The 24685-nt window shown below is 65.6% G+C and carries 21 protein-coding genes and 1 pseudogene; 7 read left to right on the top strand and 15 right to left on the bottom strand.

Going from position 1 to position 24685, the window contains the following annotated elements:
• Nucleotides 1-11: 11 nt before the first annotated feature.
• A complete protein-coding gene (locus tag XH93_RS00305) occupies nucleotides 12-812 on the top strand; it encodes a molybdopterin-synthase adenylyltransferase MoeB (protein ID WP_194471957.1) in 801 nt (266 codons plus the stop codon).
• Between the two features lie 3 nt (nucleotides 813-815).
• On the opposite strand, the gene XH93_RS00300 is transcribed toward XH93_RS00305, so the two are convergent.
• Nucleotides 816-1823: an aldo/keto reductase gene (locus XH93_RS00300; RefSeq protein ID WP_194471956.1), complete on the bottom strand. Its 1008-nt coding sequence runs from the start codon at nucleotides 1821-1823 to the stop codon at nucleotides 816-818.
• Between the two features lie 124 nt (nucleotides 1824-1947).
• Between XH93_RS00300 and XH93_RS00295 the strand changes: the two genes are divergently transcribed.
• Complete coding sequence (locus XH93_RS00295) at nucleotides 1948-2859, top strand: LysR family transcriptional regulator (RefSeq protein WP_194471955.1); 912 nt, start codon at nucleotides 1948-1950, stop codon at nucleotides 2857-2859.
• Between the two features lie 414 nt (nucleotides 2860-3273).
• On the opposite strand, the gene XH93_RS00290 is transcribed toward XH93_RS00295, so the two are convergent.
• Nucleotides 3274-4278 (bottom strand): D-glycerate dehydrogenase, encoded by a 1005-nt coding sequence (locus XH93_RS00290; protein ID WP_194471954.1) that lies wholly within the window; start codon nucleotides 4276-4278, stop codon nucleotides 3274-3276.
• Nucleotides 4279-4619: 341 nt separating this feature from the next.
• On the opposite strand from XH93_RS00290, the gene XH93_RS00285 reads away from it, so the two are divergent.
• Nucleotides 4620-5150: an SH3 domain-containing protein gene (locus XH93_RS00285; RefSeq protein ID WP_194471953.1), complete on the top strand. Its 531-nt coding sequence runs from the start codon at nucleotides 4620-4622 to the stop codon at nucleotides 5148-5150.
• 153 nt (nucleotides 5151-5303) lie between these two features.
• On the opposite strand, the gene irrA is transcribed toward XH93_RS00285, so the two are convergent.
• On the bottom strand, nucleotides 5304-5795 hold the full coding sequence (gene irrA / locus XH93_RS00280; protein WP_139857002.1) for an iron response transcriptional regulator IrrA: 492 nt from the start codon (nucleotides 5793-5795) through the stop codon (nucleotides 5304-5306).
• A gap of 365 nt (nucleotides 5796-6160) precedes the next feature.
• Between irrA and fabA the strand changes: the two genes are divergently transcribed.
• The 3 genes from fabA to fabV all read left to right on the top strand — a co-directional run bounded on the left by fabA (nucleotide 6161) and on the right by fabV (nucleotide 9200).
• Nucleotides 6161-6682: a bifunctional 3-hydroxydecanoyl-ACP dehydratase/trans-2-decenoyl-ACP isomerase gene (fabA, locus tag XH93_RS00275; protein WP_139479363.1), complete on the top strand. Its 522-nt coding sequence runs from the start codon at nucleotides 6161-6163 to the stop codon at nucleotides 6680-6682.
• Nucleotides 6683-6725: 43 nt separating this feature from the next.
• Nucleotides 6726-7949, top strand: a complete 1224-nt coding sequence (gene fabB / locus XH93_RS00270) for a beta-ketoacyl-ACP synthase I (RefSeq protein WP_194471952.1) — start codon at nucleotides 6726-6728, stop codon at nucleotides 7947-7949.
• Nucleotides 7950-8027: 78 nt separating this feature from the next.
• A complete protein-coding gene (gene fabV / locus XH93_RS00265) occupies nucleotides 8028-9200 on the top strand; it encodes an enoyl-ACP reductase FabV (RefSeq protein ID WP_194471951.1) in 1173 nt (390 codons plus the stop codon).
• A 236-nt stretch (nucleotides 9201-9436) separates the two neighbouring features.
• Here the strand turns inward: fabV and XH93_RS00260 are convergent, their stop codons facing one another.
• From XH93_RS00260 to rimP, 10 genes are all read right to left on the bottom strand, one after another.
• Entirely contained in the window at nucleotides 9437-9901 is a 465-nt protein-coding gene (locus tag XH93_RS00260; RefSeq protein ID WP_194471950.1) for a GNAT family N-acetyltransferase, read from the bottom strand.
• A gap of 107 nt (nucleotides 9902-10008) precedes the next feature.
• Complete coding sequence (locus tag XH93_RS00255; protein WP_194471949.1) at nucleotides 10009-10746, bottom strand: superoxide dismutase; 738 nt, start codon at nucleotides 10744-10746, stop codon at nucleotides 10009-10011.
• A gap of 198 nt (nucleotides 10747-10944) precedes the next feature.
• Nucleotides 10945-13101 (bottom strand): polyribonucleotide nucleotidyltransferase, encoded by a 2157-nt coding sequence (gene pnp / locus XH93_RS00250; RefSeq protein WP_194471948.1) that lies wholly within the window; start codon nucleotides 13099-13101, stop codon nucleotides 10945-10947.
• Between the two features lie 290 nt (nucleotides 13102-13391).
• Nucleotides 13392-13661, bottom strand: a complete 270-nt coding sequence (gene rpsO, locus XH93_RS00245) for a 30S ribosomal protein S15 (RefSeq protein WP_139479357.1) — start codon at nucleotides 13659-13661, stop codon at nucleotides 13392-13394.
• 2 nt (nucleotides 13662-13663) lie between these two features.
• Complete coding sequence (gene truB, locus XH93_RS00240) at nucleotides 13664-14773, bottom strand: tRNA pseudouridine(55) synthase TruB (protein WP_194471947.1); 1110 nt, start codon at nucleotides 14771-14773, stop codon at nucleotides 13664-13666.
• Entirely contained in the window at nucleotides 14773-15183 is a 411-nt protein-coding gene (gene rbfA / locus XH93_RS00235; protein WP_139479355.1) for a 30S ribosome-binding factor RbfA, read from the bottom strand. The genes truB and rbfA overlap by 1 nt, the downstream gene beginning before the upstream one ends.
• A gap of 169 nt (nucleotides 15184-15352) precedes the next feature.
• Entirely contained in the window at nucleotides 15353-18076 is a 2724-nt protein-coding gene (gene infB / locus XH93_RS00230) for a translation initiation factor IF-2 (protein ID WP_194471946.1), read from the bottom strand.
• 108 nt (nucleotides 18077-18184) lie between these two features.
• Nucleotides 18185-18871: an RNA-binding protein gene (locus tag XH93_RS00225; protein ID WP_194471945.1), complete on the bottom strand. Its 687-nt coding sequence runs from the start codon at nucleotides 18869-18871 to the stop codon at nucleotides 18185-18187.
• Nucleotides 18872-18886: 15 nt separating this feature from the next.
• On the bottom strand, nucleotides 18887-20500 hold the full coding sequence (gene nusA, locus XH93_RS00220; RefSeq protein WP_139479352.1) for a transcription termination factor NusA: 1614 nt from the start codon (nucleotides 20498-20500) through the stop codon (nucleotides 18887-18889).
• A gap of 3 nt (nucleotides 20501-20503) precedes the next feature.
• A complete protein-coding gene (gene rimP, locus XH93_RS00215) occupies nucleotides 20504-21268 on the bottom strand; it encodes a ribosome maturation factor RimP (RefSeq protein WP_194471944.1) in 765 nt (254 codons plus the stop codon).
• A gap of 339 nt (nucleotides 21269-21607) precedes the next feature.
• Between rimP and XH93_RS00210 the strand changes: the two genes are divergently transcribed.
• On the top strand, nucleotides 21608-22678 hold the full coding sequence (locus tag XH93_RS00210; RefSeq protein WP_194471943.1) for a DUF2336 domain-containing protein: 1071 nt from the start codon (nucleotides 21608-21610) through the stop codon (nucleotides 22676-22678).
• 85 nt (nucleotides 22679-22763) lie between these two features.
• Here the strand turns inward: XH93_RS00210 and trmB are convergent, their stop codons facing one another.
• On the bottom strand, nucleotides 22764-23501 hold the full coding sequence (trmB, locus tag XH93_RS00205) for a tRNA (guanosine(46)-N7)-methyltransferase TrmB (RefSeq protein WP_194471942.1): 738 nt from the start codon (nucleotides 23499-23501) through the stop codon (nucleotides 22764-22766).
• A pseudogene (locus XH93_RS00200) lies at nucleotides 23498-24623 on the bottom strand (M20 family metallopeptidase). The gene trmB and the pseudogene XH93_RS00200 overlap by 4 nt, the downstream one beginning before the upstream one ends.
• Nucleotides 24624-24685 lie beyond the last annotated feature (62 nt).

Raw genomic sequence — 24685 nt, 5'->3', positions numbered from 1 at the left:
AGGAATTCATGATGCTGAGTGCCGACGAACTCGAACGCTATGCCCGCCACATCGTGCTGCGCGAGGTGGGCGGTCCCGGCCAGAACGCGCTGAAGAACGCCGCGGTGCTGGTGATCGGCGCGGGCGGCCTCGGCGCGCCGGCGCTGATGTATCTGGCCGCCGCCGGCGTCGGCCGGCTCGGCGTGGTCGACGACGATATCGTGTCGCTCTCCAACCTGCAGCGCCAGATCATCCATGCGACGCCAGATGTTGGCAAGCGCAAGGTCGACAGCGCCGCTGCCCAGATCCATGCGCTCAATCCGCATGTGGCGTTCGAGGCGCATGCCGTGCGGCTCGACGCCAAGAATGCGATGGCGCTGATCGCGGATTACGATCTCGTGCTCGACGGCTCCGATAATTTCGAAACCCGATATCTCGTTTCCGACGCCTGCTTCCTCGCCAAGCGGCCGCTGATCACGGCCGCGCTCGGCCAGTTCGACGCGTCGCTGACCACGATCCGCGCCCATGAGAAGAACGCGCAGGGCGAATTCAACCCGACGTATCGCTGCCTGTTCCCGGAAGCGCCGCCGCCGGGCACGGTGCCGGCCTGCGCCGAGGCCGGCGTGATGGGCGCGCTTGCCGGCGTTCTGGGATCGATGATGGCGTTGGAGGCGATCCGCGAGATCGTCGGCTTCGGCGAGGGCCTGGTCGGCCGCCTGTTGATGGTGGATGCGCGCGCGATGCGCTTCGAGACGCTGCGCTACGCGCGCGATCCGCAAAACCCGCTCAACGGTGATGCACCAGACATCACCGACCTGAGCGGGCATCTGTAACGCCTACGAGACGGTCGCCGGCTTCTCGCTGTCCATGTGCCGGAGATGCTCCTCCGGATAGCGTCCGCCGGCGGCGGCACCGGGCGGAAACGCGGATGCCAATGCCGCGCGGTGGGCGTCGGTCAGCTTCACATCGAGCGCACCGAGCGCTTCGATCAGCCGCTCGCGCCGCCGCGCGCCGACCAGCGGCACGATGTCCGTGCCCTGTGCAGCGACCCAGGCGATTGCGACCTGCGCCGGTGAGGCACCGACATCCTCCGCGATGACGCGCAGCCGATCGGCAAGCGCGAGGTTGGCGTCGATATTGCCGGCCTGGAAGCGCGGGCTGAGCAGCCGGAAATCCTTCGCCCCCGCGCGGTCCTTCGACCAGTGCCCGCTGATCAGCCCGCGCGCCAGCACGCCATAGGCTGATATGCCGATGCCGAGCTCGCGGCAGGTCTTCAGGATGTCGGTCTCGATGCCGCGCGACAGCAGCGAATATTCGATCTGCAGATCGGCGATCGGATGCACCTTGTGGGCGCGGCGGATGGTGTCGGAGCCGACCTCGGAGAGGCCGATATGCCGGATCCAGCCGGCCTTGATCATGTCGGCGATCGCGCCGACCGTGTCCTCGATCGGCACGTTGGGATCGAGCCGCGCCGGGCGGTAGATGTCGATATGGTCGACGCCGAGCCGCTGCAGCGAGTAGGCGGCGAAATTCTTCACCGCGACGGGGCGGCTGTCATAGCCGAGAAAGCCGTAATTGCGGTCGCGCAGCGCGCCGAATTTGACGCTGATCTGCACATTGTCGCGGTTCTTACCCCTGAGCGCTTCGCCGATCAGCATCTCGTTGTGGCCCATGCCGTAGAAATCGCCGGTGTCGAGCAGGGTGATGCCGGCCTCCAGCGCGGCATGGATGGTGGCGATGCTCTCGCTGCGGTCGCTGGGGCCGTAGAAGTCCGACATGCCCATGCAGCCGAGACCGAGCTGCGAGACGGCGGGGCCGGTGGAGCCGAGCTTGCGTGTGTCCATGGTGGTGCTTCCCTCGAAGGTCGCGGCGGGTGAATTCGCCGCCGAATGACGCGGCTGATATGCGTCCGCGCGAGGAAACCGATAAGCTGGACAATCTGGAACAGCTTGTTCACTATATCGAACAATGCAGGATTTCGACCTTCGCGACCTCGACGCCTTCGTGGCGGTGGCGCGCACGCGCAATTTCCGGCGTGCCGCGCTGGAGAGCCGCGTCTCGGTCTCGAGCCTCAGCCAGCGGCTGCGCGACATGGAGGAGCGGCTCGGCGTCCGCCTGATGAACCGCACCACCCGCAGCGTCGCGCTGACCGAAGCCGGCGAAATGCTGCTGGCGCGCGTCGCCCCGGCGATGTCAGATGTCGGCGATGCGCTGAACCAGGTGCGCGGCCTGCGCGCCGAGCCGTCCGGCCGGTTGCGCATCAATGCCCCGCCGCCGGCGGTCGACCTCGTGCTGGCACCGATGGTCGGGCCGTTCCTGGCAAAATATCCGAAGGTCGAGCTGGAGATCGTCGCCGAAACCGCCTTCGTCGACATCGTCGCCCAGGGTTTCGACGCCGGCGTGCGCTATGGCGAGCATTTGGCGCAGGACATGATCGCGGTGCCGCTGGGCGCGCCGCAGCGCTACGCGGTGGTGGCCTCGCGCGACTATGTCGCCAGGCACGGCCGGCCGCTGCATCCGAAGGATCTGCTGAAGCATGCCTGCATCCGCACCCGCTTCAGCAACGGCGCGATGTTCGACTGGGAGTTTGAGAAGAACGGCCGCCTGGTCAAGGTCTCGCCGCCGGCCAAGCTGATCGCCACCTATCTCGGCCTCGCGTTGCGCGCGGTGCATGACGGCGTCGGCTACTGGGCGACGTTCGAAGGCTATGTCCGCTACGGCGTCAAATCCGGCGCGCTGGTCAGCGTGCTCGACGACTGGTGCCCGCCGTTCGACGGCCCGTTCCTGTATTACCCGAGCCGCCGCCAGCCACCCCCCGCGCTCGCCGCCTTCGTGGCGTTCGTCGCCGACTGGCGCAAGCAGGCGCGGCGGAAGGCGTAACGCGCACCCTCGCCGTCGTCCCGGCCCCCGTGCGCAATTGCGCACTAGGCCGGGACGACACCGAACGTGGGCTCCAGGCCGCCCCCGGCTACTTTGCATGGGGTTGTTTTCGCTGTTTTGGCAGCGCGCCCCCGCGACGGCATCCCGTAGCCCGGATGCAGCGCAGCGCAATCCGGGGAGGTGATTCCGCGGAGAGGCTGTTCCCGGATTGCGCTGCGCTGCATCCGGGCTACAGATCTTTCCTCTCCTTCCCCCTGAAAGGGGGAAGGTCGGGGATGGGGGTCAGCCGCGGGCTCCGCTCTGCGGAGAGAGCAGATCCCCACCCGCTTTGCTCTGGCGATCAAAGCGACCTCCCCTTTTCAAGGGGAGGTTGGAGCTGCGTCGCTTGGATGGAGCGTAACCCGGACTATGCCATCACAGCATGCTCGGCAGCACGCGGTCCGGCGGCTTGTGGTTGTCGAGGAAGGTGCGGATGTTGATGATCACCTTCTCGCCCATCTCGACGCGGCCTTCGATGGTGGCCGAGCCCATATGCGGCAGCAGCGCCACCTTGCCGGCCTTGGCCAGCCGCACCAGCTTCGGGTTGACCGCCGGCTCGTGCTCATAGACGTCGAGCGCGGCGCCGCCGATCTCGCCGGCCTCGATCAGCTTGATCAGCGTGTCCTCGTCGATCACCTCGCCGCGCGCGGTGTTGACGACGTAGGCCTCCTTGCGGATCAGCTTGAGCCGCCGCGCCGACAGCAGATGGAAGGTGGCCGGCGTGTGCGGGCAGTTCACCGAGATGATGTCCATCCGCGCCAGCATCTGGTCGAGGCTTTCCCAATAGGTCGCCCCTAGCTCGTCGGCGATCACGGGCGCCACCGGGCGGCGGTTGTGATAGTGGATCTGCAGCCCGAAGGCGCGGGCGCGGCGCGCCACCGCCTGGCCGATCCGGCCCATGCCGATGATGCCGAGCCTTTTTCCCCCGATGCGGTGGCCGAGCATCCAGGTCGGCGACCAGCCCGCCCAGTGCTGCTTGCCTTCGGTCAGGATCGAGGCGCCCTCGATCAAGCGCCGCGGCACCGCCAGAATCAGCGCCATCGTCATGTCGGCGGTGTCCTCGGTCAGCACCTTCGGGGTGTTGGTGACCGTGATGCCGCGGGCATGCGCCGCCGCGACGTCGATATTGTCGACGCCGTTGCCGAAATTGGCGATCATCTTCAGCTTGCATTCGGGATGATTGATCACGTCTTCGCGGATCAGGTCGGTCACCGTCGGCACCAGAATGTCGGCGCTGCGCGCCGCGTCTGCGATCTGCTCCGCGGTCATCGGGGTGTCGTCGAGATTCAATCTGGCATCGAACAGCTCGCGCATCCGGGTCTCGATCGAGTCCGGCAGCTTGCGGGTGACGACGACGAGAGGCTTTTTCTTTACCGACATGTCCTGCTCTCATGAGCTGCGCGGCCTGCCAAAGATCAAGCCGTTCAGTGCTCATTAACCCGGTTGTTCGACACTGCTGATCGCCGCTCTGTGCCGGCGTTTCCTTCGCGTTTCCTAGGGTTCCCCGAGACTTACCCGGCCTTCGGCCTGCGGGAAATTCGGGCGTTCTGGTTCTAGAAGCGTTCCGTCCTCTCTAGCAGAAGGCCGGGCCAAGACAAGAACCCCTCGGATGTCCGGTCGGGAACGAACGGCGCTGACGTGAGGGGCCGGTATTGGGGCGTGGGTCAATGGGGTTGCAACTCGCCGAATGCGGGTTGGGCATCTCGGCAGGAGACGAGTTGATGGTGGGGTTCTGGCGTTTCGGTTCGTTGACGGCGCTGGTCGGGTGCATGCTGGGCACGTCGGTAATGCCGGGACATTCCGCCAAGGATGCGAGCCCCACCACCAGCGGACTGCCGATCCCGCGCTATGTCAGCCTGAAATCCGACCATGTGAATGTCCGCGCCGGCCCGACCAAGGACAACGACGTCGCCTGGGTCTACACGCGCTCCGGGCTTCCGGTCGAAATCACCGCCGAATTCGAGAACTGGCGCCGGGTGCGCGATTCCGAGGGCGCCGAGGGCTGGGTCTATCACTCGCTGCTGTCCGGCCGCCGCACCGCGGTGGTGACGATGAAGCACAAGGACGATCTCGCCTCGCTCTACGATCGCCCCGACGCCACCAGCGCCATCGCGGCGCGGCTGCAGGCCGGCGTGGTCGCGCAGGTCAAGAAATGCGCCAACAACTGGTGCCGGGTCACCGGCGCCGGCTTCGACGGCTGGATCGAGCAGCAGCGCCTGTGGGGCGTCTACGCCGACGAGAAGGTGGATTGACGCTAAGCGCCATTCCGGGGCGATGCGCCAGCATCGAACCCGGAATCTCGAGATTCCGGGTCTGGTGCTAACGCACCATCCCGGAATGACGATGTCTCAAACAACAATGGCCGGGACGAGCCCGGCCACCAAATCCATTCGACGGTAATCCGATCAGCGCTTCTTGCGCAGCCGCACCACCATGTCGACGCGGGAGATCTCGTAGCCCTCGGGCACCTCGGGCATCTTCGAGAGCATCATGGTCGAGTCGTGGATGTCGACCAGTTCGTGATTGTGCTCAAGATAGAAGTGGTGGTGCGCCGACACGTTAGTGTCGAAATAGGTCTTGGTGCCGTCGACGCTGACCTGGCGCAGCAGACCGGCGTCGGTCAGCTGGTTGAGGGTGTTGTAGACGGTCGCCAGCGACACCGGAACCTTGGCCAGCGTGGCTTCTTCGTAGAGCATTTCCGCGGTCAGATGCCGGGCGCCCTTGCCGAACAGCAACCAGCCCAGCGCCATGCGCTGGCGGGTCGGCCGGAGACCGGCGGCCTGCAACATCTCGTTGACGTCATGCCAGGGGCAGCCGGTCAAGGCCGGGTGATGCCCAGCGCCGCGGGCGGCGGGGTGCACGGCGTCATCGTTCACAGCCGGTACTTCCTCGTTCATATCCACTCTATGCACCTAACTCAGGCAATATTCCTGATAAATATAAAAAGGATGCCTACCAGATGCAAGTTTTTCGCAACTAGAACGAATCCAAGGTACAGTCAAAACCCATAGAAACCCATTGGCTAGCCGGTAATTTATCACCTGAAAGCGGCTTTGCCGCCCTGTTGAGCCTATGTTAGAGAGCGCGCGGACCACATATGCGCTTTCGGCAGAGATCAAGGCCAGGCAGCGTACCCAGGTAGCGCCCACGATACGGGATGTTCCAGTTCCCGTGGGAAGATAAGGTCCGGCTTAGGCTAAGAGCTTAGGTACAAGAGCTTAGGTAAGAGCGCTTTATCGGGACATTGAGAGGTTGGAAGAGGATGCTGGATCGGCGCGGCGGTTATGAATATGAGGATTTGCTGGCTTGCGGCCGGGGCGAGCTGTTCGGTCCCGGCAACGCCCAGTTGCCGCTGCCTCCGATGCTGATGTTTGACCGCATCAGCCAGATCTCGGAAACCGGCGGCGAGTTCGGCAAGGGACTGGTGCGCGCCGAACTCGAGGTGAAGCCGGACCTCTGGTTCTTCGGCTGCCACTTCAAGAACGATCCGGTGATGCCGGGCTGCCTCGGCCTCGACGCCATGTGGCAAATGGTCGGCTTTTATCTCGGCTGGATCGGCGGTGAAGGTCGCGGTCGCGCGCTCGGTCTCGGCGAACTCAAGTTCTCCGGCCAAGTGCTGCCGCATGTGCGCAAGGTTGTGTACAACGTCGATATCAAGCGCGTGATGCGGTCAAAGCTCGTGCTTGGAATCGCCGACGGGTGGCTTTCCATGGACGACGAGATTATCTATCGCGCAAAGGATTTGAAGGTCGGATTGTTCAAGCAGGGCACGGCGCCATCTTGAGCAGGATCATCATGCGACAACATAAAGGCAGGGCGAGGCGAACATGAGGCGGGTTGTCATCACGGGGATGGGCATTGTCTCGTCCATCGGAAACAACACCCAGGAAGTGCTTGCGAGTCTCTACGAGGCGAAGTCGGGCATCACACGCGCGGAGCGGCACGCCGAGCTCGGCTTCCGCTCGCAGGTGCAGGGTGCGCCGACACTCAATCCCGCCGACGTGATCGACCGTCGCGCGATGCGGTTCCTCGCCGAGGGCGCGGCCTGGAATCACGTCGCGATGGAACAGGCGATCCGCGACTCCGGCCTCGAGGAGACCGAGGTCTCCAATATCCGCACCGGCATCATCATGGGGTCCGGCGGGCCGTCGACGCGGACCCTGGTGGAAGCCGCCGACATCGCGCGGAGCAAGGGTCCGAAGCGCGTTGGTCCGTTCGCGGTGCCGAAGGGCATGTCCTCGACGGCGTCGGCGACGCTTGCGACCTGGTTCAAGATCAAGGGCGTGAACTACTCGATCTCGTCGGCCTGCGCGACGTCGAACCACTGCATCGGCAACGCCTATGAGACGATCCAGATCGGCAAGCAGGACATCATCTTCGCCGGCGGCTGCGAGGAACTCGACTGGACGCTCTCGGTGCTGTTCGACGCCATGGGCGCGATGTCCTCGAAATTCAACGACACGCCGGCCACCGCCTCGCGTCCCTACGACATCAGCCGCGACGGTTTTGTGATCGCCGGCGGCGCCGGTGTTGTGGTGCTGGAAGAGCTCGAGCACGCCAAGGCGCGCGGCGCCAAGATCTACGCCGAGGTGGTCGGCTACGGCGCGACCTCCGACGGCTACGACATGGTGGCGCCGTCGGGCGAGGGCGCCGAGCGCTGCATGCGCATGGCGCTGTCGACGGTCGACACGCCGATCGACTACATCAATCCGCACGCCACCTCGACGCCGGCCGGCGATCCGCCGGAGATCGAGGCGATCCGCAGGGTGTTCGGCACCGGCGAGAAGTGCCCGCCGATCTCGGCGACCAAGGCGCTGACCGGCCATTCGCTTGGCGCCACCGGCGTGCAGGAGGCGATCTATTCGCTGTTGATGCTCAACAACGGCTTCGTCTGCGAAAGCGCGCATATCACCGAGCTCGATCCGGTGTTTGCCGACATGCCGATCGTGCGCAAGCGCATCGACAACGCCAAGCTCGCGACCGTGTTGTCGAACTCGTTCGGCTTCGGCGGCACCAACGCCACGCTGGTGTTCAAGCGCCTGGATGCTTGATCTCGATTTTCACGTCCCGCGCGAAGGAGGTCGGCAGACTGCGCATGGGACATTGCAACGATCCGAAATGGGGTGCGCATGATCATTGAACCGCGCGTGCGAGGCTTCATCTGCACCACGGCACATCCCGTCGGCTGCGCCACCAATGTCCGCGAACAGATCGCCTATGTGCTCAAGCAGGGCCCGGTCGCCGATTGCCCGAAGCGCGTCGCCGTGCTCGGCTGCTCGACGGGTTACGGCCTCGCCAGCCGCATCGTTGCGACCTTCGCCGGCGGCGCCGACACCATCGGCGTGTCGCTTGAGCGCGAGCCGACGGAAAAACGGACGGCCACCGCCGGCTGGTACAACAACCGCGCCTTCGAGATCGAAGCCAAGAAGATCGGGCGATCCCCGCTCACCTTGGAGGGCGACGCCTTCTCCGACGAGCTGAAGACCAACTTCATCGAACGCGTGCGTGAAAAGTTCGGACAGCTCGACATGCTGGTCTACAGCATGGCCGCTCCGGTGCGTACCGATCCGGTCACCGGCGAGACCTATCGCTCGGTGATCAAGCCGCTGGGCGCCCCCGTCGAGATCAAGACCCTCGACACCGAAACCGGCGAGGTGTTTCAGACCACGCTCGAGCCGGCGAGCGAGGAGCAGACCGCCGCCACGGTCGCGGTGATGGGCGGCGACGACTGGAAGCGCTGGATCGATCAGCTCGCCGACGCCGGCGTGCTGGCCCCTGGCTTCCGCACCCTCAACTACACCTATATCGGCAGCGAGCTGACCTGGCCGATCTACTGGAACGGCACGCTCGGCCGCGCCAAGGTCGATCTCGACAGCAAGGCGGAAGCGATCCGCGGCCGGCTCGGCGCGGAGGCGGCCCGCGTCGTGGCGCTGAAGGCGGTCGTCACCCAGGCAAGCTCGGCGATCCCGGTGGTGCCGCTCTACGGCACGGTGCTGTTCAAGGTGATGAAGCAGCTCAACCTGCACGAAGGCTGCATCGAGCAGATCGATCGCCTGTTCCGGACCAAGCTGGGCAAGGCTGTCGAGCTCGACGACGCGCAGCGCGTCAGGGTCGACGACTGGGAGCTGTCGTCCGAGGTTCAGACGGAAGTGTCGCGGCGCTGGCCGCTGCTGACGACGGAAACCCTCGGCGAGCTCGCGGATCTCGGGGAATACAGGAGCCAGTTCCTGCGCCTGTTCGGCTTCGGCATCGACGGCGTCGACTACACGCAGGACCTCGATCCCCGCGTCGTCCCGGCTTAGGTGCCCCTTCGTAGCCTGGATGCAGCGAAGCGAAATCCGGGAGCTCGTTCCACAACCGCGTCTGTCCCGGATTGCGCTGCGCTCCATCCGGGCTACGAATCTTCTCCTTCCCCTGAAAGGGGGAAGGTCGGGATGGGGGTCAGCCGCAGGCGACGCTGCAGGTGGAGAGAGCAGATCCCCACCCGCTTTGCTCTGCGAGCAAAGCGACCTCCCCTTTTGAAGGGGAGGTTGGAACGCTAAGCGCTACGTGCGCTTCTCTTCCACCGATAGTGCTTCATCATGAAGCCGGTCACCGGATTGGGCGCTTCCTCCTCGAATACAAAGCCCTCGCGCTCGTACCAGCGCCAGGCCTTCTCGTTCTCGCGGACGCATGTCAGCCAGATCTCGTCGGGCAGTTGCCGGCGCGTGAACGCGAGCAAATGGCGTCCGAGGCCGCGGCCCTGATGGGACGGCGCGACCATCAGCTGGTCGAGCAGCAGGGTCGGCAGATGCAGCGCCAGCATCGCGGCGATGGTGCCGTGATCGTCGGCGACGAACAGGCTCCAGCCGCCCGCGATCTCGCGCGGCAGGCGGGCGCGCAGATCGCTCAACAATTTTTCGCTTGGCTGCGACAGCCCGGTCGAAACCCAGCTCTCCATCCAGATGCGCGCGATCGCGTCATGCTCGTCGGCGCGAGCAACGCGGATTTCCGGCAGCGGCATCGTTCAATCCATGGCGTTCGCGATCAGACGCGCGATGTAAAAAGCCCCACGATTGCGCGTGGGGCTTTCAAGTCTAGCGTAGCTCGCAGCGATCGGCGAGCGCTGGCTCAGACGCCGAGCGTGCCGGCCTTCGCGGCGGCGTAGCGTTCGGCCACGGCCTTCCAGTTCACCGTGTTCCACCACGCCTTGAGATAATCGGGCCGGCGGTTCTGGTAGGTCAGGTAATAGGCGTGCTCCCAGACGTCATTGCCGAGCAAAGCGCGCTTGCCGTCCATCAGCGGAGTGTCTTGGTTCGGCCGGGTCTCGAGCGCGAGCTTGCCGTCCTTGGTCACGGTGACAAACACCCAGCCCGATCCGAACACGCGTCCGCCGGCGGCGTTGAAGTCGGTCTGCAATTTCTCCATGCCGCCGAGGTCGCGCTCGATCGCGGCCAGCACCTCGCCCTCCGGCTTGCCGCCGTTCGGGCCCATGATCTGCCAGAACATGGTGTGGTTGGCGTGGCCGCCCATGTTGTTGCGCACGCCGGTGCGGACCGCTTCCGGCACGCTGTTGAGGCCGGCGAGCACCTCGACGATCGGCTTCTCGGCGATCGCGGGATGGTCCTTGGCAAAAGTGTTCAGGTTGGTGACGTAGGCCTGATGATGCTTGTCGTGATGGATCTCCATCGTCCTGGCATCGATGTGCGGCTCCAGCGCGCTGGTGGGATAGGGCAGCGGATCGATCTTGAACGGTCCGCTCGGGGCCGGTGCCGTTGCCTGGGCGAATACCATCCGCGGGACGGACGTGGCGGCTGCGGCGATGCTGCCGGCTGCGATGATCAGGCGGCGTCGGGACATCGATGACATCGTGATTCTCCATGCTCAAGGAAAGCGTCCTGATGTTAGGCCCGAGTTGTGACCGGGTTCCAATGGCTTCCGTTCACAATGTCGGGTCAAAAGCGCACAGGCCGATCAGCGGCCGGTGATCTCGCGTCGCACCCTGCACAATGAAAAAGGGCGGCCTTTCAGCCGCCCTTTCGCAATCCTTTGAAGTGTTTGCTGGCCTTACTCGCCGGCGGCCTCGCGCGGCGCCGGGGCGTCGGTCTTCTGCTTGGCCTCGAGATCCTCGCCGGTCTCCTGGTCCACCGCCTTCATCGACAGCCGGGTCTTGCCGCGGTCGTCGAAGCCGAGCAGCTTGACCTTGACCTTGTCGCCTTCCTTGACGACGTCGGAGGTCTTCTGCACGCGGTTGGCCGCGAGCTGGCTGATGTGGACGAGGCCGTCCTTGGCGCCGAAGAAGTTCACGAAGGCGCCGAACTCCATCACCTTGACCACGGTGCCCTCGTAGATCTGGCCGACCTCCGGATCGGAGGCGATCGACTTGATCCACTTGATCGCGGCCTTCATCGCCTCGCCGTCGTTGGAGGCGACCTTCACGGTGCCGTCGTCCTCGATGTTGACCTTGGCGCCGGTCTTCTCGACGATCTCGCGGATCACCTTGCCGCCGGTGCCGATCACTTCGCGGATCTTGTCGGTGGCGATCTTGAAGGTCTCGATGCGCGGCGCATATTCGCCGAGCTCGGCGCGGGCCGCGGTCAAGGCCTTGGCCATCTCGCCGAGGATGTGGATGCGCCCTTCCTTGGCCTGGCCAAGCGCAACCTTCATGATCTCCTCGGTGATGCCCTCGATCTTGATGTCCATCTGCAGCGAGGTGATGCCCTGGTCGGTGCCGGCGACCTTGAAGTCCATGTCGCCGAGATGATCCTCGTCACCGAGGATGTCCGACAGCACCGCAAAGCGCTGACCTTCCAGGATCAGGCCCATGGCGATACCGGCGGTCGGCCGCTTCAGCGGCACGCCGGCATCCATCAGCGACAGCGAGGCGCCGCACACCGACGCCATCGACGACGAGCCGTTCGACTCGGTGATCTCGGAGACCACGCGGATCGTGTACGGGAACTCGTGATGCGGCGGCAGCACCGGATGGATCGCGCGCCAGGCGAGCTTGCCGTGGCCGATCTCGCGGCGCTTGGTGCCGCCGAGGCGGCCGGTCTCACCGACCGAGTAGGGCGGGAAGTTGTAGTGCAGCAGGAAGGTTTCCTTGTACGTCCCCGACAGCGCGTCGACATACTGCTCGTCCTCGCCGGTGCCGAGCGTGGTCACGACCATCGCCTGGGTCTCACCGCGGGTGAACAGCGCCGAGCCGTGGGCGCGCGGCAGCACGCCGGCCTCGGCGATGATGTTGCGCACCGTCTTGACGTCGCGGCCGTCGATCCGCTTGCCGGTGTCGAGGATGTTCCAGCGAACGATCTTGGCCTCGAGCTCCTTGAACACGTCGGCGACGCGCAGCTTGTCGTATTTCGGCTCCTGGCCTTCCGGGAAGAAGTGCGCCAGCACCTTCTCCTTGACGGCGCCGACCGCCGCATAGCGCTCCTGCTTGATCGGGATCGCATAGGCGGTGCGGAGCTCCTGCTCGGCGATGCCGAGCATCTCCTTCTCGATCTCCGAATTGTCGATCGGGGTGACGTCGCGCGGCTCCTTGGCGGCCTTCTCGGCGAGCTCGATGATCGCGTTGATCACCGGCTGGAAGTGGCGGTGGCCGAACATGACGGCGCCGAGCATCACCTCTTCGTTGAGCTCCTTGGCTTCCGATTCCACCATCAGCACGGCGTCGGCGGTGCCGGCGACGACCAGGTCGAGCTGGGTCTCGGTCATCTCGTCGAGCGTCGGGTTGAGGATGAACTCGTCATTGGCGAAGCCGACGCGGGCGGCGCCGATCGGGCCCTTGAACGGCACGCCGGACAGCGTCAGCGCGGCGGACGCTGCAACCATCGCCAGCACGTCGGGATCGTTCTCCATGTCGTGCGACAGGGTGGTGATGATCACCTGGGTCTCGTTGCGCCAGCCGTCGACGAACAGCGGACGGATCGGGCGGTCGATCAGGCGGGAGACCAGCGTCTCTTTCTCGGTCGGACGGCCCTCGCGCTTGAAATAGCCGCCGGGAATGCGGCCCGCGGCGTAGGCCTTCTCCTGGTAGTCGACGGTGAGCGGCAGGAAGTCGACGCCCTCGCGCGGCGCCTTGGCCGCGACGACGGTGGCGAGCACCACGGTCTCGCCATAGGTCGCCAACACGGCGCCATCGGCCTGGCGGGCGATCTTGCCGGTTTCAAGTTTGAGGGGACGTCCACCCCAGTCGATCTCGACGGAATGCGTATTGAACATTTCGGTCTTCTTTCATGGTTTCACGAAAGCACGGTGCCTCAAAACACAAAGACCATGCGCAAGACGGCGAGACACTGATGCGCGTTCGCGACCAGCATCCGGCGATCCTGCCATGGTCCTTGGATTTCGGATGGCGTCCATCCTTTCGGTCATCTGGGCATCTTGCCCCGTCCAGCGGCCGGATTGCTGCTGGACGCTAGTAGCGCATGATCATCTTTCGACAATTCGAAAGTCCGTTTCCCGGAATATCATGCGAAAACGCGCGCGAATTGCGCGCGTACTCTCTCAAATCAACGACGGATGTTGTGCTTCTCGAGCAGCGCCTTGTAGCGCGCCTCGTCCTTGCGCTTGATGTAATCGAGCAAAGAGCGACGCGTCGACACGAGCTTCAGGAGACCACGGCGGGAATGGTTGTCCTTGTTGTGGGTCTTGAAGTGCTCGGTGAGGTTATTGATGCGTTCCGAAAGGATCGCGACCTGAACCTCGGGCGAGCCGGTGTCGCCGGCTTTGGTGGCATTCGTCTTGATGACTTCCGCTTTACGTTGCGCGGTAATCGACATCGTCAGTTACTTTCATGGTTGCGAGCCGGACTGGCAGTCAGTCCGCTCAGGTTGAACACGCGCTTGGGGATGAGTTCGCCATTGCCAATTTCGGCAAGCGCGAGAAGCCGGCCTGCCACCGTGACATAGACTGTGCCGCTACTATTGGGCGCATCCCGTCCGCGCAACAAAACGGCCTGGCCCCTGTGGAGCCTTGCCGCATCAGCCCGTGTGACGGCCAGTGCCGGGATGTCGTCCAGCGCGGTCTCAACGGGCAAAAGCGCGTCGGCGAGGCTGCCCTCGCCAGACGCGGCTCTATTGCATAAAGCCTCCAACTGTTCCAGCGGAATCATGTCCGCCTCGGTAAACGGGCCGACAATGGTCCGCCGCAGGGCGCAGATGTGGCCGAAACAGCCGAGAATCCGGCCCATATCGCGGGCCAGCGCCCGGACATAGGTTCCCTTGCCGCACTCGGCCTCGAACACGGACTGGCCGTTATCTCCGTGTTCTACAAGGGTTAATTCGTGAATCTCGACCGGGCGGGGCTGCAGCTCCACGGTCTCGCCATCGCGCGCCAAATCATAGGCGCGCTCGCCCTGCACCTTGATCGCCGAATATTGCGGCGGAACCTGCTCGATCAGCCCGGTGAAGCGGGGCAACAGTTCCCGAATCGCGTCGGCGCTCGGCCGGCTTTCGCTGGTCCTGACCGGGCGGCCCTCGGTGTCGTCGGTGTCGCGCTCCTCGCCCCAGCACACCGTGAAACGGTAGCGCTTGCGGCCGTCCATCACGAACGGCACCGTCTTGGTGGCTTCGCCGAGCGCGATCGGCAGGCCGCCGGAGGCGAGCGGGTCGAGCGTGCCGGCGTGTCCGGCGCGCTTGGCCTGGAACAGGCGCTTGAGCACGGCGACCGCGTGGGTCGAGGTCATGCCAATCGGCTTGTCGAGCACCACCCAGCCGTGGACGTCGCGCTTGTCGCGGCGCGGCTGCTGGTTCTGCTTGCCCTGCTTCTGGCGCGGATCGTTGTTGACGCGCCGCACCTCGTCGGTGCGCGGCTCGGGCAAGGCATCCCGCTCAGCGTCGCGCGCGTCGGCATCCTGCGCATCGATCACGCCGTTGGTCGTCATCACAGTCATCACTCGTCGTCCGAATCGGGTGCCAGGTCGCGTTGCACCGCAGGTGTTCGCAGAAGTTTTTCGATGCGCGCCGCCTCGTCGAACCGCTCGTCGACGCGGAAGCGGATGTCGGGCGCAAATTTCAGGTTGACGCGATGCGCGATCTCGCCGCGGAGGAATTTCTTGTTGCGCTCGAGCGCTGCGATCACGACATCGGTGTCGCGGCCGCCGAGCGGCATCACGTAGATCGTGGCGAGCTTCAGGTCCGGCGACATACGCACCTCGGGAACGGTGATGATGTGGCCTTCCAGATCCGGATCGTGGACGTCACCGTGTGACAGAATATCGGCAACCGCGTGGCGAACGGTCTCGCCGACGCGCAACTGACGTTGCGAGCCGCCGGGGGCGGAACTTTTCTTTTGACGGGGCATGACCTACTTCCAAAACCGTCGCGCCCGCAGGCTTCGCCGCGCGGGCATCAATGTCCAAGCTTTCAATTCAGGCAATGCACGGGTGGCCGGACAGTGTCCGGCCACGCCGCCGCATGTTCAGTTAAATGGACCCAACGCTTCTTCGATCTGCGCTTCGTAAGATTTGGACTTACAGAGAGCGCTGGATCGTCTCGATGCGGTAGCACTCGATCACGTCGCCGACACGCATGTCGCCGTAGTTCTCGAATGCCATGCCGCACTCCTGGCCGGCGACCACTTCCTTCACTTCATCCTTGAAGCGCTTCAGCGTCGACAGCTTGCCTTCGTGCACCACGACGTTGTCGCGGATCAGGCGCACATTGGCGCCGCGTTCCACGGTGCCGTCGGTGACGCGGCAGCCTGCGACCTTGCCGACCTTGGAAATGTTGAACACTTCCAGGATCTGCGCGTTGCCCAGCATGGTTTCGCGCAGCGTCGGCGCGAGCAGGCCGGACATCGCCTTTTTGATGTCATCCACCAGATCGTAGATGATGTTGTAGTAGCGGATCTCGATGCCGTTGCGCTTGGCCGCGGCCGCCGCTTCCTTGTTGGCGCGGACCGAGAAGCCGATGATCGCGGCGTTGAAGCCTTCCGCCAGGGTGACGTCGGACTCCGAGATGCCGCCGACGCCGGCATGCAGGATGCGCGCGGCGACTTCCTCGGTGCCGAGCTTCTCCAGCGAGCCCAGGATCGCTTCCAGCGAGCCCTGCACGTCGGCCTTCACGATCAGCGGGAACTCCTTGCGGCCCGCGGTCTTCAGCTGCGACATCATCTGCTCGAGCGAGCCGCGCATGCCGGAGATCGAGGCGGCGGCGTTCTCGCGCTTCTGGTGCGCACGGTAGCTGGTGACCTGGCGGGCGCGGGCTTCGTTCTCGACCACCGCGAGGCGGTCGCCGGCTTCCGGCGGACCGTTGAAGCCGAGCACCTCGACCGGCACGGACGGGCCGGCCTCCTCGAGATTCTCGCCCTGGTCGGAGATCAGCGCGCGAACGCGGCCCATCTCGGCACCGGCCACGATGATGTCGCCGATGCGCAGCGTGCCGCGCTGCACCAGCACGGTTGCGACCGGACCGCGGCCGCGATCGAGCTTGGCTTCGATCACGGTGCCTTCCGCCGGGCGCTCCGAATTGGTCTTCAGGTCGAGGATTTCGGCCTGCAGCGCGATCATCTCGAGCAGCCGGTCGAGATTGGTCTTGTTCTTCGCCGAAACCTCGACGTCGACGACCTCGCCGCCGAGCGATTCGACCTGCACCTCGTGCTGCAGCAGCTCGGTGCGCACGCGCTCCGGCCGCGCATCGGGCTTGTCGATCTTGTTGATCGCCACGATCATCGGCACCTTGGCCGCCTTGGCGTGGTTGATCGCCTCGATGGTCTGCGGCATCACGCCGTCATCGGCCGCGACAACCAGCACGACGATGTCGGTGACCTTGGCGCCGCGGGCGCGCATCGCGGTGAAGGCGGCGTGGCCGGGCGTGTCGATGAAGGTGATCTTGGTGCCGCTCTCGGGCGACAGCACCTGATAGGCGCCGATATGCTGGGTGATGCCGCCGGCTTCGCCCGACACCACGTTGGCGTGGCGCAGCGCGTCGAGCAGCGAGGTCTTGCCGTGGTCGACGTGACCCATCACCGTGACCACGGGCGAGCGCGGCTCGGTGTCGGTGGAATCGTCGACGACGTCGAACAGGCCTTCTTCCACGTCGGCGGCCGCGACGCGCTTCACGGTGTGGCCGAGCTCCTCGGCGATCAGTTGCGCGGTGTCGGCATCGATCACGTCGGTGATCTTGTGCATCGCGCCTTGCTTCATCAGCATGCGGATGACGTCGACCGCGCGCTCCGACATGCGGTTCGCGAGTTCCTGGATCGTGATCGCTTCCGGGATCGTGACTTCGCGGATCAGCTTTTCCTTCGGTTCGTTCGACGCATGGCCCTTGAGGCGCTGGGTGCGGCGGCGGAACGAGGCGATCGAACGCTCGCGCACGTCGTCGGCGTTGAGCGCGGTGGTCACCGTGAGGCGGCCGCGCTCCTTCTGCGGACCGGGCTTGTGGGTCGTCTTCGGCGCAGCCGCGGGACGGATTGCACCGCCGGGACGGCGCACCAGACGCGGACCTTCATCCTCATCGGCCTCGGCCGCAACGGCCGGCGCCCGCGGCGCGGAAGCCGGCGTGCGTGCGGTGGTGGTCGTGGTGGTGCGGCCCGGCGCAGATGTGCCGGGGCGTGAGGGCGCCGACGTCGCGGGACGTGCCGCCGTCGCCGTCGCGGGAGCTGCCGGCTTGGCCGGTGCGGCAGCGGCAGGCGCTCCCGGCTTGGCCTCGCCTTCGCCGAACCGGCGCTTGGCTTCGACTTCGGCCTTGCGCTTGGCTTCCTCTTCGTGGCGATGGCGCTCCTCTTCCGCCTTGCGGCGGGCTTCGGCGGCCTCGCGCTCGATCTTCTCGGCGGCCTCGCGGGCGGCGCGGCGCTTGGCTTCCTCTTCGGCCTGGCGGCGCTCCTCGATATCGCGCTGGCGCGCGTCGGCGAGCGCGCTGGCACGCGCGGAACGTTCGTCCTCGGTCAGGGTCGGCAGCACGACGCCGGAGCGGGTGTTGCGCTGCGGCTGGCCCTGCGGCGAACCCGAGGGGCGGCCGAGCGGCGGCTTGGGCGCGGGCGCCGCAGGCTTTGCAACCACGGGTTCCGGGGCATGAGTCTCGGGGCCGTCGCCGCCAATCCGGCGCTTGCCGCGCTTTTCGACCACGACCTGCTTGGTCCGGCCGTGGCTGAAGCTCTGGCGCACGGTGCCCGTCTCGACGCGCGGCTTCAGCGACAACGTCTTGCTCGGAACACTCAGAGTCTTGTCGCCAGGGGTCTTGGTATCAACCATTCAGCAGTCCTAATCTCGTTTCGCTGTGCGTTTCCCGCACAAATCCTTCAACAGGTCGTCTATTGCTGAGCGCGATCCGGTCGGAAAGACGGCGTCCGCCTTCCCGGATCACGCTCTGGAATTTCTGGCCGCTTCGGCGGTCTTGTCGTCGTCGGCCATCCGGTATCGGACCAGCAACTGGCAGCGCGACAGGAACGTCTTGCTCGCCGGGCCCGCGAGCAGGGCAGCATGTATCACATTTGACCGCCCAAGTGCCAAATCCAATTCTTCCGACGTCAAAACATTGACGACGGCAATTACCGGCGATTCACCACGTTTCTCGACCCTTTGCCGCAGGATCGCGTCCAATTTGCGGATTCCGTCGGCGGCGCCGTCGGAAGCGTGGATCAGGGCTGCGGTTTCGCTCCGGTTGAGTGCATCCTCGACCTTACCGAAGCCACAAACCACCTGACCGGCCTTGGCGGCCATCGCCAGCGCCTCGGTGACGCTGCGCACCAAAAGGGTCTCGGTGTCGGTGGGAAGGGTCGGCGCGACGCGAACATCACGCTTGAATCCCTTGCTAAATTGGTGTCGGCGGACCGCTTCCGCAACGCTTCGCCGCGACGCGGAAAGCCATAATCCGCGGCCCGGCAGCTTGCGCTTGATATCCGGAACCACCTCGCCGGTGGGCGCGACGACGAACCGGATCAGTTCGTCGATCGGACGGACCTCGCGGCTGACCGCGCACATCCGCGTGGTCGCGGACTTGCCTGTCCGCGGCCCATCGTCGAGATCGGGGTCAGCTGATGCGAGCATCCGTGGGCCATCTCCTTACGACGCCGTTTCTTCTTCGGCAGCCTCGGCCTCCTCGGCCGGCTTGGCGAGGTCGGCCTCGGTGATCCAGCCGGCCTTGAGGCGGGCCTGCATGATCAAGGCCTCGGCCTCGTCACGTGAGATCTCGATGCCGTCGAGGAACCCGGCATGCTTGGTCGGCTCGCTGCCTTCCTTGCGCTCGGTCCAGCCGACCAGATCGTCGGTGGCGCAGCCGGCGAGGTCTTCGACGGTCTTCACGTCGTTCTCGCCGAGCTTCACCAGCATCTTGCCGGTGATGCCGGGCACGTCCTTCATGTCGTCCTCGACCCCGAGTTCCTTGCGCCGCGCTTCCAGCTCGGCTTCGAGCCGCTCCAGATATTCGCGGGCGCGGGTCTGCAGCTCGGTGGCGGTCTCCTCGTCGAAACCTTCGATGCCGGCGAGTTCCTTGACATCCACCAGCGCGAGTTCCTCCACCGAGGTGAAGCCTTCGGAGGCGAGCAGCTGGCCGACCACCTCGTCGACATTGAGCGCTTCCATGAACACGCGGGTCGAATTCTCGAAGTCGGCCTGGCGGCGCTCCGACTCCTCCTGCTCGGTGAGGATGTCGATGTCCCAGCCGGTGAGCTGCGAGGCGAGGCGGACGTTCTGGCCGCGGCGGCCGATCGCCAGCGACAGCTGGTTGTTGGTGTCGGGCACCACGACCTCGATGCGCTCGCGGTCCTCGTCGATCACGACCTTGGCGACTTCCGCCGGCGCCAGCGCGTTGACGACGAAGGTTGCGATGTCGGGCGACCACGGGATGATGTCGATCTTCTCGCCCTGCAGCTCGTTGACCACGGCCTGCACGCGCGAGCCGCGCATGCCGACGCAGGCGCCGACCGGGTCGACCGAGGAATCGCGCGAGATCACGCCGATCTTGGCGCGCGAGCCCGGATCGCGGGCCACCGCCTTGATCTCGACGATGCCGTCATAGATCTCGGGCACTTCCTGCGCGAACAGTTTTGCCATGAACTGCGGATGGGTGCGCGACAGGAAGATCTGCGGACCGCGCGTCTCGCGGCGGACGTCGAAGATGTAGGCGCGGACGCGGTCGCCGTTGCGGAACACCTCGCGCGGCAGCATCTCGTCGCGGCGCACGATCGCCTCGCCGCGGCCGAGGTCGACGATCACGCTGCCATATTCGACGCGCTTGACGATGCCGTTGACGATGTCGCCGATGCGGTCCTTGAATTCCTGATACTGCCGGTCGCGCTCAGCCTCGCGCACCTTCTGCACGATCACCTGCTTGGCGGACTGCGCGGCGATGCGGCCGTATTCCAGCGGCGGCAGCGTGTCGGCGATGGTGTCGCCGACCTGGGCGCCCGGATTGGCGCGCTGCGCATCGTGCAGCGAAATCTGGTTGGAGGCGTTCTCGACGACGTCGACCACCAGCATGTGGCGGGTCAGCCGCAGCTCGCCCTTCTTGGCGTCGATCTCGGCATGGATATCGGTCTCGCTGCCGTAGCGGGCGCGCGCCGCCTTGGCGATGGCATCCTCCATCGCCGCGATCACGATGGAGCGGTCAATCGACTTTTCGCGCGCAACTGCGTCTGCGATCTGCAGCAGTTCGAGTTTGTTGGCGCTGACTGCCATGGCTTAGTCTCCTTCGGATGAATCGATCTCACCGCGGCGCGCACGCTCGGCGGCGAGGCGGTGTTTCTTGGTATTGGTCGGCTCCGGCTTCTTGCCGGGTTTCGGTTTCGGCTTGTTGCTTTTCGCCGGATCGCTCTTCTTGGCGTGTGCTGGCTGCGGCGGCGCGAGACCGAGCTCGCGGCGCAATTCACGCTCGGCGGCCTTGCCGCGGCGCATCGATTCCTCGATCAGCTCGTCGGTCAGCACCAGCCGCGCATCCGAGATGTCTTCCATCACCAGCAGGACCTCGGCATCCTCGTCGGGGCGCGGGTCGTCGCGCCTGACGCGCACGGCATCGCCTTCGACGCCGGCGAGCGCGCCGCGGAACCGCTTGCGGCCCTGATGCGCCACTGCCATCTCGATCTTCACGAGGTGGCCGATGTAGCGCTCGAAATCGGAGCGGCGCACCAGCGGACGGTCGATGCCAGGCGAGGAGATCTCCAGCCGATAGGCACGCTCGATCGGATCGGCGACGTCGAGCACCGGCGACAGCGCGCGCGAGATCGCCTCGCAATCCTCGAGCTGCATCGAGCCGTCGGGCCGCTCCGCCATGATCTGCACGGTGCAGCCGGCATCGCCCGAGACCTTGATGCGCACCAGGCGATAGCCCATGCCCTGCAGCACCGGCACCGCAACCGCGGCGACCCGCGCCGCGACCCCCGGCTCGACCACGAGCCTTGGCTCGGCGAGCAGTTCGGCGTCCACGGACGTGGCAGTCTGATCGATCATATCCAGTGTCAAAGGCAGTCTGAGGTTTCTGAGGTCTGTCGTGTTGGCTCGGCGGCCTTAAGGGGCCGGTAACGCTACCCAAACGGGCACCCGCCTGGCTGGGTCCGCTCGGGTAATAAAAAAGAGCGGGTCCCGGGGGGCCCACTCTCCTACGCGATCGTATGAGATACCATAAGTTGCTGCCGATATAGCCCTTTCGCGCAGGGCCGGCAAGGCCTCCGGGGGCCGCGGGGAACGATTTTGCCGCTCTCCGGGGTGCGGCTTGATCTAACCCTCCGTTTACGAACGGGACCTTAGATTGCCCGCAAACCGGCACAAGCCGCTGGTCTGGATCACCTTATGACGACAGCCCCCGCGCTGCTCCCGGAACTCGACGATATCGTTCGCCGCGGCGACCCTAAGCGCCGCGCCGAGGCCGCGCGCCAGGTCGGCGAGCTGTTTCTGCAGGGTGCGGCGAATTTTCGCGCCGACCATATCGACCTGTTCGACGGCGTGCTCACCAGCCTGGTTCCGCATGCCGAGCTGGCTGCGCGGATCGAGCTTGCCGAGCGGCTCGCGCTGCTCGCCAACGCGCCGCGCCAGCTTGTCGGCCAACTCGCCCATGAGGACGACATCGCGGTCGCTGGCCCGCTGCTGCGCCGCTCGCCTGTGATCGACGAGCCGGTGCTGGTCGAGATCGCCAATGCCAAAGGGCAGGGCCATCTGCTCGCGATGGCCGAGCGGCCAAAACTTTCCGTCGGACTGACCGACGTCATCATTCGCCGCGGCGATCGCGACGTGGTGAGGTGCGCGGCCGGCAATGCCGGCGCGGCGTTCTCCGACGAGTCCTTCGCGGAGATGATCCGGCGCGCCGGCCAGGACGGCGTGCTGACGCTGAAGATCGGCCGCCGCGACGACCTGCCGCCAGAACATCTGAAGAGCCTGCTGGCCGGCTCGATCGACGTGATCCGCCGGCGCCTGTTCGACGTCGCCAAGCCGGAGCGGCAATCCGAGATCAAGCTCGCGATGAGCGAGATCGAAGGCGTGATCCCGCAGGTCACGGGCCGCGATTTCGTGCCGGCCCAGCGCGCGATCCTCACGCTGCATCGCGCCGGCGAATTGAACGAGGCGGCGGTGCTCAGCTTCGCAAGGGCCCACCAATACGAGGAATGCGTGGCGGCGCTGGCCGCGATGACCGGCGTGAAGATCGTCACGCTCGACCGTCTGATCTCAGGTGACCGCTACGACCCGATCCTGATCGCCAGCAAGACGATCGGCTTCGATTGGCCGACGGTGCGAGCGCTGATCCTGATGCGGCTCGGCCGCAACCGCGTGCCGTCACCGTCCGATATCGAAGGCGCGCGGGTGAACTTTACGCGTTTGATGCCGTCGACCGCGCAGCGCGTCGTGGACTTCTGGAAGTCGCGGTAGGACGCGTCGCGCGCTCTCTCCACGTCATTGCGACCCGTTGGCTCGCAATGACGAGGCGATGGTTCCGTCCGCGACGATGATCCGTTTAGTGCCGTCTGAACCGCAAATACGCCGCCTTGCGCCCTTCGCGCTCGGCCTTGGCGCCGTAGCGCGTCATGGTGTAGTCGGGCCACGGTTGCAGCCAGTCGGTGGCGCGCTCGGCGAGCCAGGCGAAGTCGGGCGAACGCATCAGATGCGCGAGCGTCCAGGCGCAGTAGTCATCGATATCGCTGACGAAGCGGAATTCGCCACCCGGCTCGAGAATCCGCGCCATCGCGGCCACCGTCGCATCCTGAACGAAGCGCCGCTTCCAGTGCCGCCGCTTCGGCCAGGGGTCGGGATGGATCAGGTCGATGCGCGCGAGCGCGCGCGGCGGCGCCCAGGCCAGCAGCTCGGCGGCGTCGCCGGCGAATAGTCTGACATTGCCGATATTGTGCGCCTCGATCTGGGTCAGGATCTTGGCCATGCCGTTGACGTAGGGTTCGCAGCCGATGAAGCCGGTGTCCGGATGTGCCTGCGCTTCCGCGATCAGATGCTCGCCGCCGCCGAAGCCGATCTCGAGCCTGACATGTTCGATGCCGTCATCGAACAAGTCAGTGAGTTTCTCGGGCGCGGGCGTCGAGATATCGACGGCCAGATGCGGCAGCAGATTGTTGATCAGGTCGGCCTGGTGGGCGCGCAGCCTGTGGCCCTTGCGCCGCCCGAAGAACGACCCGCGCGAATGCGCCAGCGCGTCGTCATCGGGAGGATCGCGATCGCCGGCGTCGCGTGGTGCGGCAATCATCGCAGCGTCTGATAGAGGCGGTACAGCAGCCGTGCCCGCGGCTCGAGCGAGGAGATGTAGAGCTTGCTCGTAATGGGTATGCGCGCCCTTGCCGTCGACGCCGAGCCCGTCGAGCGTTGCGGTGTGCGGCGCGGTGAAATTGCCGTCGGAGCCGCCGCCGGTGAAGACGTCGTGCAGCTCGAAGCCAAGCTCGGCGGCCACTCCTCTGGCGTGCTCGAACAGCGCCGCGCCGGCATTGCTCTTCTCGTAGGGCGGACGGTTCAACTCGCCCGTGACCTTGACGCTGACGCCCTCGGTGCGCGACGTGATCCCGAGAATCTTCGGCACCAGCTCGTCGGCGTCGGCGATGGTTGGCACGCGCAGGTCGACTTCCGCGTAGGCCTCCTCCGCGATCACGTTGGGCTTGGTGCCGCCGCGGACGACGCCGACATTGACGCTGATGCCGCGCTCGAGGTCGTTCATCGACCCCAGGGTCTGGATCACATGGCCGAGTTCCCGGATCGCGCTGCGGCCGTCCTCGGGGCGCGTGCCGGCATGGGCCGGGACACCCTTGATGAAAACATCGAAGCGCGCCACGCCCTTGCGCCCGGTCACGATCTTGCCGCCGTCGCGCGCCGGCTCCGTCACCAGCACGTACTTGGCCTTGCGCCCTTCGGCCTCGATCAGTGCCCGCGAGGTCGGGCTGCCGATCTCCTCGTCGGAGACATAGAGCTGGGTGATGCCGAGCGGGGGCCGCGCGTCATCGGCGCAGATCTGCCGGAAGGCGTGGTAGGCGAGAAAGGCGCCGCCCTTCATGTCGTAGATGCCGGGGCCGAACGCGCTGTCGCCGTCGACCCTGAACGGCAGCCGTTCGATGAAGCCCATCGGATGCACGGTGTCGAGATGGCTCAGCACCAGCACGCCGGGCGAATCCTGGCCCCAGGACGAGCGCGCCACCAGATGATCGCCGCAGCCGTTGCACCCGGTGACCCGCTCCAGGGTCGCCGGCAGACCGCGATAGCCTTCTGCAACGATATCAACCAGTTGGTTGACCTGTTCGGGCCGCTCGGTCGGCGACTCGATCTCGACCCAGCGGCGGATGCCCTGAAGCATCGCTGCGGCGTCAAACGGATTACTGGACATGGCTGTTGTCGCCGCCTGGAATTGTCATCACGCGCGCGCTTCCGTGCGCCGGAATGACATAT

Source organism: Bradyrhizobium sp. CCBAU 51753 (assembly GCF_015291565.1).
In the GTDB taxonomy this organism is placed as follows: Bacteria; Pseudomonadota; Alphaproteobacteria; order Rhizobiales; family Xanthobacteraceae; genus Bradyrhizobium; species Bradyrhizobium ivorense.
The sequence above is the reverse complement of the archived record's forward strand: the minus strand, read 5'-3'. Positions and strand labels throughout refer to the sequence as shown.